General features: G+C 65.0%; 12 protein-coding genes and 1 pseudogene. 7 read left to right on the top strand and 6 right to left on the bottom strand.

The features are described from left to right. A pseudogene (locus AC4FAH_RS04935) lies at positions 1-1,108 on the bottom strand (DUF349 domain-containing protein); the annotation flags it as partial. A gap of 525 nt (positions 1,109-1,633) precedes the next feature. Between AC4FAH_RS04935 and minC the strand changes: the two are divergent. The 4 genes from minC (at position 1,634) to sbcB (ending at position 5,192) form a co-directional block, all read left to right on the top strand. Then, positions 1,634-2,392, top strand: a complete 759-nt coding sequence (gene minC / locus AC4FAH_RS04930) for a septum site-determining protein MinC (protein WP_107335876.1) — start codon at positions 1,634-1,636, stop codon at positions 2,390-2,392. Positions 2,393-2,474: 82 nt separating this feature from the next. Beyond that, positions 2,475-3,293, top strand: coding sequence for a septum site-determining protein MinD (gene minD, locus AC4FAH_RS04925; protein WP_054557277.1), 819 nt, complete (start codon positions 2,475-2,477; stop codon positions 3,291-3,293). After that, positions 3,290-3,550 (top strand): cell division topological specificity factor MinE, encoded by a 261-nt coding sequence (gene minE / locus AC4FAH_RS04920; RefSeq protein ID WP_043336475.1) that lies wholly within the window; start codon positions 3,290-3,292, stop codon positions 3,548-3,550. Before minD ends, minE begins: the two co-directional genes overlap by 4 nt. 166 nt (positions 3,551-3,716) lie before the next feature. Beyond that, the gene (sbcB, locus tag AC4FAH_RS04915; RefSeq protein WP_225347371.1) at positions 3,717-5,192 is read left to right on the top strand and encodes an exodeoxyribonuclease I; all 1,476 of its coding nucleotides are present in this window, start codon (positions 3,717-3,719) and stop codon (positions 5,190-5,192) included. A 164-nt stretch (positions 5,193-5,356) separates the two neighbouring features. Here the strand turns inward: sbcB and AC4FAH_RS04910 are convergent, their stop codons facing one another. Next, positions 5,357-8,341 carry an insulinase family protein gene (locus tag AC4FAH_RS04910; protein WP_490245728.1) on the bottom strand — a complete coding sequence of 995 codons (2,985 nt, stop codon included), beginning with the start codon at positions 8,339-8,341 and terminating at the stop codon, positions 5,357-5,359. 140 nt (positions 8,342-8,481) lie between these two features. Then, positions 8,482-9,192, bottom strand: coding sequence for an SOS response-associated peptidase (locus AC4FAH_RS04905; RefSeq protein ID WP_084589627.1), 711 nt, complete (start codon positions 9,190-9,192; stop codon positions 8,482-8,484). 295 nt (positions 9,193-9,487) lie between these two features. Between AC4FAH_RS04905 and AC4FAH_RS04900 the strand changes: the two genes are divergently transcribed. Together AC4FAH_RS04900 and AC4FAH_RS04895 are read left to right on the top strand one after the other, a co-directional pair. Further along, a complete protein-coding gene (locus AC4FAH_RS04900; RefSeq protein ID WP_043336466.1) occupies positions 9,488-10,132 on the top strand; it encodes a TetR/AcrR family transcriptional regulator in 645 nt (214 codons plus the stop codon). Beyond that, the gene (locus tag AC4FAH_RS04895) at positions 10,129-12,021 is read left to right on the top strand and encodes an MFS transporter (RefSeq protein WP_192839485.1); all 1,893 of its coding nucleotides are present in this window, start codon (positions 10,129-10,131) and stop codon (positions 12,019-12,021) included. Before AC4FAH_RS04900 ends, AC4FAH_RS04895 begins: the two co-directional genes overlap by 4 nt. Positions 12,022-12,143: 122 nt before the next feature. On the opposite strand, the gene AC4FAH_RS04890 is transcribed toward AC4FAH_RS04895, so the two are convergent. The 3 genes from AC4FAH_RS04890 to AC4FAH_RS04880 all read right to left on the bottom strand — a co-directional run bounded on the left by AC4FAH_RS04890 (position 12,144) and on the right by AC4FAH_RS04880 (position 15,872). Further along, entirely contained in the window at positions 12,144-13,379 is a 1,236-nt protein-coding gene (locus AC4FAH_RS04890; protein WP_490245727.1) for a multidrug effflux MFS transporter, read from the bottom strand. Between the two features lie 318 nt (positions 13,380-13,697). Next, entirely contained in the window at positions 13,698-14,975 is a 1,278-nt protein-coding gene (locus AC4FAH_RS04885; protein WP_043336457.1) for an HlyC/CorC family transporter, read from the bottom strand. A gap of 99 nt (positions 14,976-15,074) precedes the next feature. After that, positions 15,075-15,872 carry a cytochrome C assembly family protein gene (locus tag AC4FAH_RS04880; RefSeq protein ID WP_043336454.1) on the bottom strand — a complete coding sequence of 266 codons (798 nt, stop codon included), beginning with the start codon at positions 15,870-15,872 and terminating at the stop codon, positions 15,075-15,077. 384 nt (positions 15,873-16,256) lie between these two features. Here AC4FAH_RS04880 and ffh point away from each other — a divergent pair. Then, positions 16,257-17,617, top strand: a 1,361-nt coding sequence (ffh, locus tag AC4FAH_RS04875; RefSeq protein ID WP_490245726.1) for a signal recognition particle protein, incomplete at its 3' end; no start/stop codon positions are given.

Raw genomic sequence — 17,617 nt, 5'->3', positions numbered from 1 at the left:
CATTGTCGACCAGCGCGGCATCCAGCTCGCCCTGGCACAGCTGATGGCGATGCCAAGCATCGAGGGCATCCTGAAGCTGCTGTTGCAGGCGCTGCTGACGTTCGAGCAGTTCGGCCGGGGCAGAGAACTGGTCGGTCAACTCGCTCCAGCGTTCTCCCTGCAGACGGCGTTGGGCCTGCAGGCTGGCGAAGTCGTGGTCATTGACGCAGTCGCGGCTGTAGAGGTCTTCCCGCGCCTGATCCACGGCGCTGAGAATCTCTTCCAGGTGCGTGTTGAGGTTGGCGCTCAGGCGCTCATGGGCGCGAATGGCTTCCTCGCGGGCCTCATGGTCGCTGATGACCTTGTGCGCCTGCTGGCGCGCCTCTTCGAAGCGCTGTTGAATCTCGTAGTCCGCGGCCGGCAGACGCTCCCACTCGCGCAGCAGCGAGCGGTAACGCGAGGGCACGCTGTCTTCCCACGCCTGACGCGGCAGCTTCTCCATCTGGCGCAGCAGGTTGTCGCGGCTGGCGGCCAGTGCGTCGGCCTGCTGGGCATCGGCGCGGCGCTGGGCGAGGGTGTCGCGCGCCTGACGCTGCACGTAACGGTCTCGCTTGGCATCGCGCACCAGACGCTCGAGGCCGGCCTGGCTGGTGATGCGGGCGGCAGCGGCATGGCGCACGGCGGCGATGGTGTTGTGGCAGGCCTGATGGATCAGCGCCTCTTCATCTTCCAGACGGCTCAGTGCGGTCAGACGCAGTTGCTGGTTGTCGCCGCGGGACGCCACGGCGGACAGCAGTTCGCTATCGTCCAGGCGCTCGACCAGCTGTTCACGGCTCAACAGTGAGGGCGCATCCTGGCCGCCGCTCAACAGTTCGATCAGGCGCTCGCGTACCAGGCCATCGGCGCGGTCGAGCAGTGGCAGCAGACGCTCGGGAGATTGCATGCGCGTCAGGGCGGCATGGCGCACTTCCAGGGCGTCATCTTCGAGAATCAGGGTCTCCAGGATCTTGCGCTGGTCTGGAATCTCCGGATCAAGCTGGTCAGTGGCAGCGGAGCGAATGGCAGGGTTGGCGTGTTGCCAGCGAGGAGTGAACAGGCGGCCAGTGAGGCGGGAGAGCAGTCCGGTCATGAGAGAGCGGTTATCCAGGCAAAAAATAGAGGGGCGCAACAATTGGCCGCACACTCGGCGGGTGCAATCGGGTGGGCACGACGGAGTGGGCGGAGTGACGGCGCATGAATTTCGTCACCCCGCTATCTTACCAGTCACAGCCCCCCGTTGTGTGGTATCGCATGTCGATCGATGTGCCTTATTGCACGCGCGCGGCGGCGTGCAGGGCGACCGGCGGCGGGTGACAGGTCGGCAAGGGAGCCACGTCGTAGGCTCGCGACACCTGACAGTGCCTGCTGCTGGCCGTATCATCAGTTGCAGCACTGTGTTCGCTCACATAGTTTTGTACGTTACCGCTATGCCATTCAGTGTCTGTCATTCATGCTCGGCGCCTATCAAGCAGTCGCTGTGCCGTGTGCGACGGCGAGCTATGTTATTCAGGTGGCCTTTCCAATCGAGGGTCGCCTTGAGGATGCCGTGAACAGCACGTGCATCATCAAGAGTGTCGGAGGGCTTCGACACTCCTTACGCAACCGGAGTCAGGTCATGAGTCTCAGTACGGACAGGGCCCCTCAGGCCTTCACCTTCAAGGGCGGCATGCTGCCGATGACGGTCATGGAGCTGGTCAGCGGTGATCCGGAGCAGATCCGTGCTCAGCTGGCCAGCAAGCTCAGCCAGTCGCCGGCCTTCTTTCAACATACGCCGGTGGTGCTGAGCGTCGAGAAGCTCGACGAGCCGCATCTGGCGCTGGAGCGCATCTGTGCCGTCTGCCGTGGCCACAAGCTGCTGCCGGTCGCGGTGCGTGGCGGTGGAGACCCGGTGCGTCAGTCCGCCTGGGCGTTGGGGCTGGGGTGGTTCCCGCCGCAGGAGAATCGCGGGCGCTCCCTCGAGTCCGTGCCGCCGGTGGCCGCTGAGCCGGTCGCCGAACCTGCCGAGACAGTCGCGGACAGCGCGGCCGAGAAAGCGGAGCCAGCCCACGCCAGCAAGGTGTATCGCGGCACGGTGCGCTCGGGCCAGCAGGTCAGCGCACCGGAGGGCGACCTGGTCATCATCGGCGCGGTGAATGCCGGCGCCGAGATCCTGGCCGCCGGCAGCGTGCATATCTATGGCGCTCTGCGTGGCCGCGCGCTGGCGGGTATCCATGGCGATCGCAACGCCAGCATCTACTGCAAGGAACTGCACGCCGAGCTGCTCTCGGTGGCCGGAACCTACAAGCGACTCGATGACATCGACAATCGCCTGCTGGGTGCCAATGTCGAAGTCGTGCTTGAACACGACCAACTCTGTATCGCACGACTCGGCTGACCCCAGCACTGTGTTCTGAACGATATCCAATATTTACAGGTGATCCTCGCTCGGCGAGGGACTCTCAGCAAGGAAGATACCTTTGGCCAAGATTATCGTAGTGACGTCAGGCAAGGGCGGAGTCGGCAAGACGACCAGCGCCGCCGCCATTGCCACCGGACTGGCTTTGCGCGGCAACAAGACCGTAGTGATCGATTTCGATGTGGGCCTGCGTAACCTGGACCTGATCATGGGCTGCGAACGCCGTGTGGTCTATGACCTGGTCAACGTCATCCAGGGCGAAGCCAATCTCAAGCAGGCCCTGATCCGCGACAAGCGCATCGACAACCTGCACATCCTTCCGGCCTCCCAGACCCGTGACAAGGACGCGCTGACGCTGGAAGGCGTCGAGAAGGTGCTCGACGCGCTGCGCGAGGAGTTCGATTACGTCATCTGTGACTCGCCGGCCGGTATCGAGCGCGGTGCCCAGCTGGCGATGTACTTCGCTGACGAGGCCGTGGTGGTGACCAACCCGGAAGTCAGCTCGGTACGTGACTCCGACCGCATCATCGGCCTGCTGTCTTCCAAGACGCGTCGCGCCGAGAATGGCGACACCCCGGTGCGTGAACACCTGCTGATCACCCGTTACCATCCGGCGCGCGTCACCGGCGGTGACATGCTCAACTTGACCGATATCCAGGAAATCCTGTCGATCCCGCTGATCGGCCTGATTCCGGAATCCGACGCCGTGCTGCGCGCGTCCAACCAGGGTGTGCCGGTCACGCATGACCAGAAGAGCGATGCCGGCCAGGCGTACGTGGATTGCGTGTCCCGCCTGTTGGGCGAGGAAGTGCAGCTGCGTTTCCATGAAGTCGAGAAGCGCGGTCTGCTGGCCAGAATGTTTGGAGGGGGGCGCAAGTGAAATTACTGGATTTTCTGAAGCGAGAGCGCAAGAAGACCGCCAATGTCGCCAAGGAGCGGCTGCAGATCATCGTCGCGCACCAGCGTAGCCAGCGTGACCAGCCGGATTACATGCCGATGCTGGAGCGTGAGCTGCTCGAGGTGATTCGCAAGTATGTGCAGGTCGACCAGGATGCCATCAACATCTCGCTGGACCGCGAAGACGACTGCTCGGTGCTGGAACTCAACGTCACTCTGCCGCGCCCCGGCGAGGCCTGAGTTCGCGGGGCGTCGGGTGCTTGCCACCTGAGGCGTTGCCGAGCGGGCAGCGCCTGCGACGTCCCGCCCCAGCCAATGCCCATTGCCTGCCAGAGCACCGTGCCAGCCTTGCTGGAGACGGTGCTCTGGCACGTTCATTTTTCGACCGCCCGCGTGGAGACATCCTGTGGCAGAGCCCACCTTCCTGTGGCACGACTACGAGACCTTCGGCGCCGACCCGCGCCGTGACCGTCCTTCGCAGTTCGCGGCCATCCGTACCGATGCTGACTTCAATGAGATCGGCGAGCCGCTGACCCTCTATTGCAAGCCGGCCGATGACTTCCTGCCCCAGCCGATGGCGTGTCTGATCACCGGCATCACCCCGCAGCAGGCCGAGCGTCGCGGCATTCCCGAGGCCGAGTTCGCCGGGCGCATCAATGACGAGATGAGCGTGCCGGGGACCTGCACGCTGGGCTACAACAGCCTGCGCTTCGATGATGAAGTCAGCCGTCATCTGTTCTACCGCAACTTCCTCGACCCCTACGGGCGTGAGTGGCAGAACGGCAATTCGCGCTGGGACCTGATCGATGTCGTGCGCGCCTTCCATGCCCTGCGCCCGGAGGGCATCGAATGGCCCAAACGAGAAGATGGTGCGCCCAGCTTCCGTCTGGAGCACCTGACGGCGGCCAATGGCATCGAGCACGCCGGCGCGCATGACGCGCTGGTGGATGTGCGCGCCACCATCGCGCTGGCACGCCTGCTCAAGTCGCGCAATGCGCGGCTGTTCGATTACCTGCTCAAGCTGCGCAACAAGCGCCATGTCGCCAGCCTGCTGGATATCGGCGCACGCAAGCCGATGCTGCACATCTCGCGTCGCTATCCGGCCTCGCGGGCCTGTGGCGCGCTGGTGGTGCCGCTGGCGGAGCATCCTTCGAATGCCAATGGCGTGATCGTCTATGACCTCTCGGTCGACCCGGCACCGTTGATGGAGCTGTCACCGGAAGAGATTCGTGCTCGCGTCTTCGCTAGTGCCGATGACCTCGCGGAAGGCGAGGAGCGGATTCCGCTCAAGGTCATCCATCTCAACAAGAGTCCGGTGCTGCTGCCGGCCAATGCGCTCAAGGATGTGTCCGGGACGCATGAGGGCGAGTACGGCGAGATCGCCGCGCGCTTCAAGATCGACCCCGCCCAGTGTCGCGTGCACTGGAAGTGGCTGAAGGACAACGCCGGTGTCGGCGTGAAGGTGGCGCAGGTATTCGCCGAGGCGCCGCCGGCCGGCCCGGCTGATCCGGACTTGATGCTCTATTCCGGTGGCTTCTTCTCGCCCGCGGACCGCAAGGAGATGGAGCGTGTGCGCGCCACCCATCCCGAGGCGCTCGACGATACGCCGTTCGCCTTCCAGGATGGCCGACTCGAGGAGATGCTGTTCCGCTATCGTGCGCGCAGCTACGGCTACACGCTCAATTCCGCCGAGCGCGAACGCTGGGAGCAGTGGCGCTGGGAGCGCATGAACGATGAGCAGGTCGCGAGCCTGACCGTGAAGGGCTTCGTCAGCGAGATCCAGCGGCTGGCCCAGAGCGAACAGGACCCGGACCGCGTGCAGATTCTCGAAGAACTGGCGATGTACGTGGAAGGCATCATGCCGCCGCAGGCCTTCGGCTGATGACGGGCTAGCCGGCCCGCTGTGCTTGCCGGCAAGGCATGAATGAACAAGACCCCGACGCGGTTATTGAACTGCACCTCGTCGGGGTCTTGTCGTTTCAGACGCCCGTCCGGTGAGGACAGGTGCCTTGTTTGCCCGTCAAGCCGCTGGCGGGCCGGCGAGACTCAATGCTGAGCATTGCCGCTGGCCTCGGCTGAGGGTGCCGCCAGGGTCGCGCCTGTCTCGGCGCGCGGCGCCTCGGGCAGCGGCGGCAGGTCCAGTTCGGTAAGGCGCTGGTCGAAGTCGCTGGGCGTGCCGGGGTCGAAGGCCAGTTCCAGCGCGCTGGAGGCATTCAGCTGCTGCCAGATGGCGCGGATATCCTGCGCGCTGACCTGCTCGACGGCCGCGACCAGTTGCTGGCGGCGGTCAAAGCCTGTCCAGCCGAAGCTCAGCTCGCTCCAGTTGCGCGCTGCCAGCTCGGACAGTTTGCGGGGCTTCTGGGTCAGGCTGTCGACGACGGCGTCGCGGTAGCTGGCAAGCGCGGCCTCATCCAGCGACTTTACGCGGCTGTCGAAGCGGGTGAGGAAGGCATCCATGCGCGAAAACAGCGTCTTGCTGTCCTTGGACGGCGACTGCACCAGCAGGCTCAACCCCGGCGCATCCAGCATGGGCGAATAGCGTGCGGAGACGATATAGCCGAGTTGCTCCTCGGTGCGCAGCTGGCTGTAGAAGGGCGCTTCGAGCAGCTGGCCCAGCACCGCGATGCGTGCCTGGGACTGCAGCGTACGGTCCTTGCCCTGCAGGTAGCGCAGGGCGCCGGCATCGCCGCGTGTGCTGTCCGGGCGCAGTACCGTGTGCTGGGTGACCTGACGCACTTCCAGGTCTGGCACCGCCTCGCGCGTGATGCGCGGCGCAAGGCCGTTGATCACCAGCTGACCGGTCTCGCGGGCCTGGTCGGCGGTCAGGTTGCCGGTCACCATCGCCTGCACGTGCAGCTTGGCAAGGAAGCGCTTGCGGAAGCTGTCCAGTGACTGGGCGTCGATCTTGTCCAGGGCCGCCAGTTGTTGCTCGGCGGTGCTCGGCAGGCCGACCAGCGTTTCACTGAGGCTGCGGCCCAGGCGCGTGTAGAGCGGTGCCTGAACGCGGTTCTGCAGGCTGCGACGCAGGCGTTGAGTGATGCGCTCCAGGGTGGCGGGGGCCATCTCGCCGTTCACCAGCTGGTCGAGCACTTCACGCATTTCCGGCTGCTGACCATCACGCCAGCCACTGAACTGTAGGGTGATGCCACGCCCATGGGCATAGACCAGCGCATCCTGCCCCGCCAGACGTGCCGGATACAGACGCGCGTTGAGGCTGTCATTCAGCCACGCCGCCAGCACCTGACTCATGGCCTGGTCATCCACCGAGCGACTGACGTCGGGATTGAGCAGACCGAAGCGCCATTCGGCCTTCGGCACGCCGAAGCTTGCATCGCCCTGATACCAGAGCTCGGCACCGGGCTCATCGATCAACTGGCTCGGCTTGGCGTCGGCCAGGTCGAGTACGCGGAAGTCCTTGGCCAGATAGGGGTTGGGCCTGGGCAGCGCCAGCTGGCTGGCCAGGGTGTCGTCGCCGGCGGTCTGAGCAGCGGCATCCGCCGTCAGGCGCGTCAGGGTGTAGGGCGCCTTGAACCACTCGCCCTGCTGATCCCCCTCCACCTGCGGGCCGGAGTAGACCTCCAGCAGGTTGTCGGGTGTCAGACGAGCGAGGGTGTCCTTGATCAGGTCCGGGTCGAAGTCCTGCATCAGGTAGGGTGCCGCCAGCACGTCCTCGATCGGGTAGCGCGTCATCATCATCGCCAGATTGCTGGCCAGATTGACCGGCGAGCTGCGCTGCTGGAAGCGGAAGCTCTGCTCGCCCAGCTGCGCCTGTTCGGTATAGCGCCAGTCGTTGATGCCCTCATCGCGGATCAGCGCCAGGTAGTCGAACAGCGCGGCACGGATCTCCGCCTGATGCTGCGCGCCTTCCGGGGTCAGGCTGATGTCGACGCTGAGCAGGGCATGCTCGCCATCACTGAGGCCGTCGCCGGCCGAGAGGCCATCTGCCCAGCCCTTGTCCTTTAGCACCGCCAGCAGACTGCCTTCGCCCTCATGACCGATCAGGTTGGCCAGGTAGCTGACCGGCTGTGAGCGGTAGTGGGCAATCGGGTCGTCGATGGGGAACATGAACGACAGCTTGCGCTCCTGCTTGAGCGCCTTGACCTCAAGGCGTGCCGGTAGCTCGTCACCGCTGGCCAGGGGCGTGGTGATCTCGGGGCGCGACAGCCCGCGGTCGGGCACATCACTGAAGTTGTCACGGGCCAGCTGTTCGAGCGTTTCCAATGACTGCGGCCCGACCAGTGACAGGCGCATCACGTTGGCGCCGTAGTGGGCCTGATAGAAGTCGACCAGACGCTGGCGCAGGCTGCCGGCCTCTGTGTCCTTGAGGGTCTCGAGGCTGCCGACACTGAAGCGGTTGAAGGGGTGTTCCGGGTTGAGGGCCGCTTCGACAGCCTCGTAGATACGCCGGCCATCGTCCTGCAGGCGCGCCTGATATTCGGAATTGACCGCATGGCGCTCGCGATCCACGTAGTCGGCATTGAACTGCGGCGCGACGAAGAAGCGTGCAAAGCGCGGCAGCGCCTCATCGAAGGCATCCGGGTCGATGTCGAAGAAGTAGTTGGTGTCCTGGCTGGCGGTGAAGGCGTTGTGCTGGCCGCCATGCTTGGTGATGAAGTCCTGGTAGGCATCCGGCTTCGGATAACGATCGGTGCCGAGGAACAGCATGTGCTCCAGGAAGTGTGCCAGCCCCGGGACATCGTCGGGGTCCTGGGCGCTGCCGACTTCGACATCGACGGCGGCGGCGGCCTTGTCGGCCTTGGCATCACTGACCAGCAGGACCTTGAGGCCGTTGTCGAGGGTCAGGCTGCGATAAAGTCGCTGGTCGTTCTCGCTCTTGATGACGGGACTGGCCTGCTCGGCTCTGGCGGGCGCCGTGCTTGAGGCGGAGTTGGCGGCCGGCGCGAGGGACGACGCGGGCGCGGAAGCCGGGCGGGTATCGGCATGGCTGATGGCCGGCGCCAGGCCACTCATGACGATGGCGGCAATGGCCGTGCTCAGTGCAAGAGGGCGAAATCCTGAAGGCAGTGACATCTTCTCTCCTGATTCATGCCACCGCTGCTCGGGCAGGTGGCGCTGACTCGGTGATGGTTCTCATTGGGCGAACATGCGCGCGAGGCGGTAGAGCGATGCAGTGCCGCCATCCTCGATACGTGCCGTCGGCGCAGGCGGATTCAGGTCAGCATCGGGCCGGTGGGGTGCGCGACGCTCCACTCCTGATGCTCGGGGTCGTTGACGAGGCGTGCGACCGGGAAGGCGGCCAGGCTGGCGTTCGGTGTCAGCATGCTGCGTACCGTCTCCAGCGGCGTCTCGGCATTCAGCCAGTCGCGTACCTGATGCGGCGCAATCACGGCGGGCATGCGATCGGTCAGGCGTGACGTGACCCCGGCACACTCGACACTGATCAGCGCGAAGCTGTCGCGCCCCTCGGGGGGCAGCCCCTCCATCAGGGGGGCGCTGAAGTGGCGCGTCCACAGGGCGGCCAGCAACAGCGGGGCGCGGGTCGGGTGCGTGACCAGAAACGGCTGCTTCATGCGCGGTTGTTCCTTCCACACATAGACACCGCCGACGGGGATCAGTGCCCGCTGGCTGATGAACGACTCGCGGAACATGCGTCGCGTTTCCAGCGACTCTGCCCGCGCCACGTGCGGGGCGTGGTCCATGATCTCCAGCCAACTGGGAGTCAGGCCCCAGAGTGCCGGCACCAGGCGCAGGCGGGGGCCTTCCATGCGCAGCATCGAGGCGGGCATGCGCGGGGCGCGATTGGCGCTGACCAGCAGTTCGCTGCGCAACTGGCGTTCGAGCGCGGGAGTCGCCAGCGACCCGAACAGCTCGTCGGGGGGCAGGTCAGCGGGGTAGGGGGGGATATACAGACGACCGGCCACGAGAATCCTTTGAGGCGATGAGGCGAAGGGAACATGCAGCGGCAGCTGCTGCCTGAGATGGGGTGTGGATCGCGCTGCACGCCACGGATGCCAGCATGCCACACCTTGGTGGTGCTTGCGTTTGTGCTCAGTCTCGATATGCTGGACGGAAACACTGTTCGATTCAATGACCGATACGGGGTGCTCCAAGAGATGCCCGCAAGGCGTCGCAACCCTTTGCCCACCCGTGCTGTCCGAACACACACCGCGTCAGATTCGCTACGCGGTAACGCATCTCAAGCATCAGAGGAATTCGATGGCCCGTCCACGTCAGCATGCACCGGAAGCGCTGCATGCGCGGGTAATGGAGACCTGCGATGAATGGCTCAAAGAGCAGCCCGTTCACGCCCTGTCTCTGCGCAACCTGGCTCGCGAAGTCGGTTGTGCGCCCAGCACCCTGCTCAAGCTTTATGGCAGCTTCGGCAACCTGCTCCAGCACGTCAATCTGGCGACGCTGGACAGGCTGCGCGATGCGATAGCCGGACAGGAGACGCCGAGTCCTTCGGAACGCCTCAAGGCCCTGGCGCGCGCCTACTGGGGCTTCGCCCAGCGCGACCCTTACCGCTGGCAGCTGCTGTTCGACTTCCCGCTTGCGCAGGAAGGGGAGCTGGACCAGCGTCAGAACGCGATGATCGAAGGGCTGTTCGAACGTGTGGAGGGGGCCTTGGTCGAGTACGCCCCACGCGTCGAGTCCGTCGAGGCCAAGCGCATGGCGCGCACGCTGTGGGGTAGCGTGCACGGTCTGGTGCAGCTGGGCATGAACGAGCGTCTGGGACTCTGGCAGGGGCAGCCACTGGAAGTGACGGAGCTGCTCGATCAGTTGCTGGACACCATGTTGGCGGGGCTCAAGGTGCGCAGCGAGGCTGCGTGTGCGGGGGATGCCACGGAAGCTGGCAAATGAGTCGAGAACTGCTCCGGCGACCCCGTTTTGCGCCCTTCTTCTGGACCCAGGCCCTCGGGGCCTTCAATGACAATCTGTTCAAGAACGCCTTGCTGCTGCTGATGACCTTCGTGGTCATCGAGCAGCGGGGCTGGGACACCGGCATCGTCAACAACCTGGCGGCCGGTCTGTTCATCCTGCCTTTTCTGCTGTTCTCCGCCTGGGGCGGCCTGTTGGCTGACCGCCTCGACAAGCAGCGCCTGATCGTGCGGCTCAAGTGGCTGGAGCTGGCCACCATGAGCGTGGCGGCCGGCGCCTTGATCTTCGAGGCCTGGGAGTTGCTGCTGGCGCTGCTGTTCATGATGGGCACCCAGTCGGCGCTCTTCGGCCCGGTCAAGTACGCCATCCTGCCCCAGCACCTCAAGCCGGATGAGCTGGTCAGCGGCAATGCCTGGGTCGAGCTGGGCACCTTCCTCGCCATCCTGATCGGTACCCTTGCCGCCGCGGCCTTGATGGCGCTGGGCGGCGAGCTGGCACGCTGGGCGCTGTCCGCATCGCTGGTCTCCCTGTCTCTTCTAGGCGTGATGGCGGCCGGCAAGATTCCGCCGGCACCCTCCGCTTCGCCCGGCCCTGTGCCGTGGCGGCCTCTCTCCGGCAGCATCGCGGTGATGCGTGAAGGGCTGAGCAACCGCCGGCTACGCTGGGCGCTGCTGGGCATCAGTGCCTTCTGGTTCCTCGGCGCCAGCTATCTGACGCAATTGCCGGCCTATGCGCGCGATATCGTGCATGGGGCCGAAGGGGCGACCTCTGCCTTGCTGGCGGCCTTCGCCATCGGCATCGGGCTGGGGTCGCTGGCCTGTGAACGTGTCTCGCGCGGGCGTCTCGAGACGGGGCTGGTGCCCTTCGGCGCGCTGATCATCTTCGCTGGCGGGCTGGATCTTGCCCTGCGCCCGGCACTGGCCGAGGCGCAGATGGCCACACCGCTGATCGAGCTGCTGGGCATCGCCGGTTTCTGGCGCATGTGGCTGGATCTCGGTGTCATCGGCTTCGGCGGCGGCCTCTATATCGTGCCGCTTTATACCCTGCTGCAGATTCGCAGTCCTGAAGATCACCGCGCGCGCATGATCGCCGCCAACAACGTGCTCAATGCCCTGCTGATGGTGCTGTCGGCCGGTGCCGGCATTCTGGTGCTGGGCGTGATGGGGCGCGATATTCCGGACTTCCTGCTGCTGCTGTCCCTGATCAGCGGGCTGATCGCGGTGGTCTGCATGCTGCGTGACCCGCGGCCCTTCCTGCGCCTCAATATCTTCATCCTCATCCACCTGATGTATCGCCTGCACCTCAAGGGGCGCTGGCGGATACCGGCGGAAGGGGCGGCGCTGGTGGTGTGCAATCACGTCAGCTTCATGGATGCGCTGATTCTGGGCGGGGCCAGTCCGCGCCCGCTGCGTTTCCTGATGGATGCCGAGATATATCACTCGCCGTGGCTGAAGTGGTTCTTCCGCATCGCCGGGGCGATTCCGGTGGACTCCTCGCGCAAGGACCCGGCAGGGGTGCGCCGCTCGCTGGAGGAAGTCGGCAAGGCGCTGCGCGAGGGAGAGGTCGTGATGATCTTCCCCGAGGGCAAGCTGACGCGCGACGGTGAGGTCGGGCGCTTCCGGCGCGGGCTGGAGTTGATTCTGGCGCGTGACCCGGTGCCGGTGATTCCGATGGCGCTGGGTGGCCTGTGGGGCTCCTGGTTCTCCCACGGCGGCGGGCCTGCCTTCGCCAAGTTTCCGCGGCGCCTGCGCGGGCGCGTAGAGCTGTGTGTCGGGCGTACCTTCGACCCTGTCGGCACCAAGGCGGTGGAACTCGAAGAGGCGGTGCGTGATCTGCATCGCAAGGCGACACGCCTGGCGCGCTCCCGCTAGCCGCTCACTTTTTTCAGTGCTGCATGAAAATGCCGCCCATGCCGACACGATCGTCAGGCAGGGGCGGCATTTCACGTTCTGGCGACCAGCGGATGGCCACTGGTGGTGAGCGCGGCGTCGCGTCAGTCGCTGGACTGCTCGGAGGGAGCGGTGTGGCGCGTGACCCAGAAGCCGAAGCCACCGATGGCCCAGGCGCCCAGCATGACCAGCGGCACCGCCAGCATGTCATCGCCGCTCAGCCACAGGCTGGCCAGGGCGCCATAGAGGCCGCCGCCGAGATACAGCACCGTGCCGGAGATGGCATTGGCGGCACCATGGCCACGTGCGAACAGCGACTGGTAGTCGGCCATCACGTTGGGCGTGATCATGCCGCCGGCGCCCAGCACGAACAGGATGCCCGGAATCAGGGTGGCGACCTGGACGTTGTCGGTGATGACCAGCGAGATCAGCCAGGTGATGCCGATCCCCTGCATGCACAGCGCCACCTGAACCAGCTTGCGCGTGCGCAGATGCTTGAGGCCGAAGTGGTTGAGGCGGTTGCCGATCAGCATCGCGCCGACATTGGCGCCGAAGGCCAGCGCGAACTCACCGGAGTTCAGCCCCAGCACGCCCTGATAGAGATAGCTCGCGTTGGTCAGGAAGGTGAACATGATGCCGGGTCCGCACAGCAGCAGCATCAGGTGCCCGGGGACGCCGCGCGTGGTCAGTACCGTGCGATAGCTGGCCAATGCGCCGCGCAGGCTGAGCGGTGAACGCTCGCAGGCAGGCAGGGTCTCCGGCAGCCATTGGCGAATGGCGACTCCGGCGATCACGCCATAGACGGCCAGGCCGATGAAGACCATCTGCCAGGTGCTCAGTGCCAGGATGAGGGCGCCGAGGCTGGGGGCGACCAGCGGGGCTGCCATCAGCACCATCATGACGTTGGTCATCAGGCGTGCGGCGTCCTTGCCGGTCGCGACATCGCGCACCACGGTGCGAGAGACGCCGCCGGTCATGCCGGTCGCGATCCCCTGCAGGACACGGAAGACCATCAGCCATTCCAGGCTATGCGTCATGGCGCAGCCGAGGCTCGCGATCAAGAACAGCACGATGCCGCCCAGCGCGATCGGGCGACGGCCCAGGCTGTCCGACAGCGGGCCACCACTCAGCTGACCGAAGGCGTAGCCGGCCAGGAAGAAGGTGATGGTCAGGCCGAGGCGGGAGTGATCGACACCGAATTCCGCGGCCATGGCGGGGATGGCGGGCAGGAAGGCATCCATCGATAGCGGGGCGAGCGCCACCATCAGGGCCAGCAGCACGGTGAAGTGAGGTTGTCGATGCAGGGCGGGGGACGCCGTTGGGGCGGAAGCTGAAGTCATGAGGGCCATTCGAAGGTTGTGGGGCATTGCAGGGGGAGCGGTGAGTCAGCCTGCTCTGGCGCAGGTCCGTGACGTCTGGCGCTGGCGGGCAGCGCGAACGCGCACAGCATAGCGTGGGTTCGGGCCGCTTGCGTGTCGTGATCTGCAACACCGTATTGCAGCTGGTTCTTGCACCTGAGCAGCTGTGTCTGAGCACCTGCAAATGAGTACCTGCAAATGAGCACCTGGGCGAGTTGCCGTGCCCCAGACGCGACAGGCCCGCCAATTGGCGGGCCTGTCGTCGAGAGTGCCGTGCTGCGTGGCAATGCGGGTGGCGCGTCAGCTGCGTGTGGTGCGAGCCGCCTGCCAGCAGCGTGCCGAGGTGATCTGGTTGTCCTTCACCTGCTGGATCTCGATGCGCGTGGTGCCGATGGCGAGACTGGCCGGGGCATCCGGGAAGGATTCCAGATGTTCCAGAATCAGGCCGTTGAGCGTCTTGGGGCCGTCAGTCGGCAGCTGCCAGCCGATGGCCTTGTTGATCTCGCGGATGTTGGCGGTGCCTTCGATCACGTAGCTGCCGTTGTCCTGCGGGTGGATCTCCTGATGCGTACCGGCGACATCGGTGGTGAACTCGCCGACGATCTCCTCGAGGATGTCCTCCAGCGTCGCCAGCCCCTGCACATCGCCATACTCGTCGACCACGATGCCGATGCGGCGCTTCTGCTTCTGGAAGTTGAGCAGCTGGGTATGCAGCGGCGTGGATTCCGGGATGAAGTAGGGCTCGCGGGCTTCCTGGATGATGGAGGCCTTGGTGACCTCGTCCAGTGACAGGAAGCGTGCCGCGTTGCGCAGGTGCAGGATGCCGATGATGTTGTTGATGTCACCCTTGTAGACCGGCACCCGCGTGTGCTGACTGGCGCGGATATGGCTGAGGATGATGTCGAGGTCATCGTCCAGGTCGATGCCGAAGATCTCCTGACGCGGCACCATGATGTCATCGACGGTGACGTTCTCGAGATCGAGAATCGACAGCAGCATGCCCTGGTGGCGACGCGGGATCATGCTGCCGGCTTCGTGGACCACGGTGCGCAGCTCGTCACGGGTCAGGCTGTCGGCGCCGCCGCTGACATCGCGCACGCCGAACAGGCGCAGCAGGCCATTGGAGATGCCATTGACCAGCCAGACCAGCGGGTAGAGCAGCTTGAGCAACGGTTCCAGCACCAGCGAGGCCGGATAGGCGATGCGCTCCGGATTCACGGCGGCCATGGTCTTGGGCGTCACTTCGGCAAAGATCAGCACCACGATGGTCAGCACGGCGGTCGAGACGGCCGGACCCGAGACATCACCGAAGTAATGGATCGCGATGATGGTCGCCAGCGAGGCGGCCAGGTTGTTGACGAAGTTGTTGCCGATCAGGATGACGCCGATCAGGCGGTCCGGACGGGAAAGCAGGCGGGTAACACGCTTGGCGCCGCGCTCACCGCCCTTGGCGCGGTGACTGAGACGGTAGCGGTTGATCGACATCATGCCGGTCTCGGAACTCGAGAAGAAGGCAGACAGGATGATCAGGATGACCAGTAGGCCGAACAGCAGCCCCAACGGGGTGTCGTCGCTCAAGAGTGAAGGGTCCTCGGTGGCGGATTTAGGCGCATGATACTGACACGCTCGCTGCAATGCATCAGGCGCAGCGAGCGATCTCTGTCGGGGTGGCAGGGCTTAGTGGGAAAATACCACTTGCAGCACGAACTTGGTGCCGAAGAAGGCCAGCGCCAGTACCAGGCAGCCGCCCAGTGTCCAGCGGGCGGCACGCTGGCCGCGCCAGCCCAGTACGTGATGCCCGAACAGCAGCACGGCGAAGATGATCCAGGCGCCGAGGCTGAGCACCGTCTTGTGAGCCAGATGCTGGGCGAACATGTTGTCCAGATAGATGGTGCCGCTGATGATCGACACGCTGAGCAGGATCATGCCGGCCCAGATCAGCTCGAACAGCGCGCGTTCCATGCTGGTCAGTGCCGGCAGCACCTGGACGATGCCGCGGGTATGGCGCTTCTTGAGCGCGTGCTGTTGCAGCGACAGCAGTCCGGCCTGCATGGCGGCGATGCTGAAGAAGGCCAACGCCGCCACCGAGGTGAAGATGTGGGCGACCAGACCGGGGGAGAGCGGGTTCTCGGTGGTGGCGCTCGGCAGATTCATCACGCCGAGCACGCAGGCGGCGGCGACCGGGAACAGCGCCGCGCCCCCGGCGATCACCGGCTTGAACAGGCTGGCGATGACCAACAGCAGGCAGATGGCCCAGCTGACAAGCGAAGCGCTCTCGAACAGTCCGAGGTGCAGCGCGCCACCGTGGTTGAGCGTGACCCAGACGATGACGGCATGGCAGGCGACGGCGATCAGCGCCAGACTGCGCACCAGACGCGTGCGTGCCGGGACGCGGCGTGTCAGGGTAAGGCCCTGCCAGAGGCCGGCGCCGAGATAGAAGATGATGGCCAGAAAGGCAAAAGGCAGAGCCTGCATGTGCTGTTGTCCAGGTGCCGGAGGGTAGCGGGAGATCAGGCCTCGCATGAGGCACTGTCTATCTGCAGAGACTATACCGAATGCGCCGCCGGGATTGCATCCACTCGCGGTGTCCTGTCGCGTGCTCTGACGGGCGATGAGGCCTGCGCGGCGACAGACTCCGCATTGCATGACGATTGTCGGCGCTGCTTCCTTCATGCATGTCATCGCCAGGATGGCGACTTGCAAGTCTTGCATGCATGGAGACACGGCCGCCCTGTGCGTATAATGCGCGACAGGATAACCATTCACGCGCTGGGGCGTCATGCCGTGCGCCGGTCACGAGGTGGCTTACGCCCTCGTCCCCGCAGCGCGGACCCCAGACGTCCCTAGCCGGAGAGGCCCATGTTTCAAAGTTTGAGTGATCGCCTGTCGCATACGCTGAAGTCGATTACCGGCCAGGCCAAGCTGACGGAAGACAACATCAAGGACACCCTGCGCGAAGTGCGCAAGGCGTTGCTTGAAGCCGATGTCGCGCTGCCGGTGGTCAAGGCCTTCATCGAGCGAGTGCGCGAACGTGCCGTCGGTCAGGAAGTGTCCAAGAGCCTGTCGCCGGGCCAGCAGTTCGTCAAGATCGTCCAGCAGGAGCTGGAAGCGATCATGGGCGAAGCCAATGAAGGTCTGACGCTCAAGGGCAGTCCGGCCGTCATTCTGATGGCAGGCCTGCAGGGTGCGGGCAAGACGACCACCGTCGCCAAGCTGGCACGCTACCTGCGCGAGCGCGAGAAGAAGAAGGTGCTGGTGGTCTCGGCCGACGTCTATCGCCCGGCCGCCATCGACCAGCTGGAAACGCTGGCCAAGGAAGTCGGGGTCGATTTCTTCCCCTCCGACTCCTCCCAGCAGCCGGTGGCCATCGCCGAAGCGGCGATGAAGCACGCGCGTATCCAGTTCCACGACGTGGTGCTGGTCGATACCGCCGGTCGCCTGCATGTCGATGCCGACATGATGGACGAGATCGCCGCCCTGCACCGCAGCGTCAATCCCGACGAGACGCTGTTCGTCGTCGATGCGATGACCGGTCAGGATGCCGCCAACACCGCCAAGGCCTTCCATGAAGCCTTGCCGCTGACCGGTGTCGTGCTGACCAAGGCCGACGGTGATGCGCGTGGCGGTGCGGCCCTGTCCGTGCGTCACATCACCGGCAAGCCGATCAAGTTCATGGGCATGGGGGAGAAGGTCGACGCCCTCGAACCCTTCCACCCGGACCGGATCGCCTCGCGCATCCTCGGCATGGGCGACATGCTGTCGCTGATCGAGGAAGCCGAGCGCACCGTCGACAAGAGCAAGGCCGAGCAGCTGGCCAGCAAGGTCAAGAAAGGCGAAGGCTTCGATCTCGAGGACTTCCGTGACCAGCTCCAGCAGCTCAAGAACATGGGTGGCATGGGCAGTCTGATGTCCAAGCTGCCGGGCATGGGTCAGCTGGCGGAAGTCGCCCAGAGCCAGGCCAGCGAGAAGGAGTTGGGCAAGCTCGAGGCGATGATCAACTCCATGACGCCCAAGGAGCGCCGCAACCCCGACCTCATCAATGGGTCGCGCAAGCGCCGCATCTGCATGGGCTCCGGTACCCAGGTGCCGGACCTCAACCGTCTGCTCAAGCAGCACAAGCAGATGGCCAAGATGATGAAGAAGGCCGGCAAGAAAGGTGGCATGCAGAAGATGATGCGTGGCATGTCCGGCATGATGGGCGGTGGCGGTGGTCCTGGCGG

The organism is Cobetia sp., from assembly GCF_983723665.1.
This window is presented reverse-complemented; position numbering and strand designations above follow the sequence as displayed.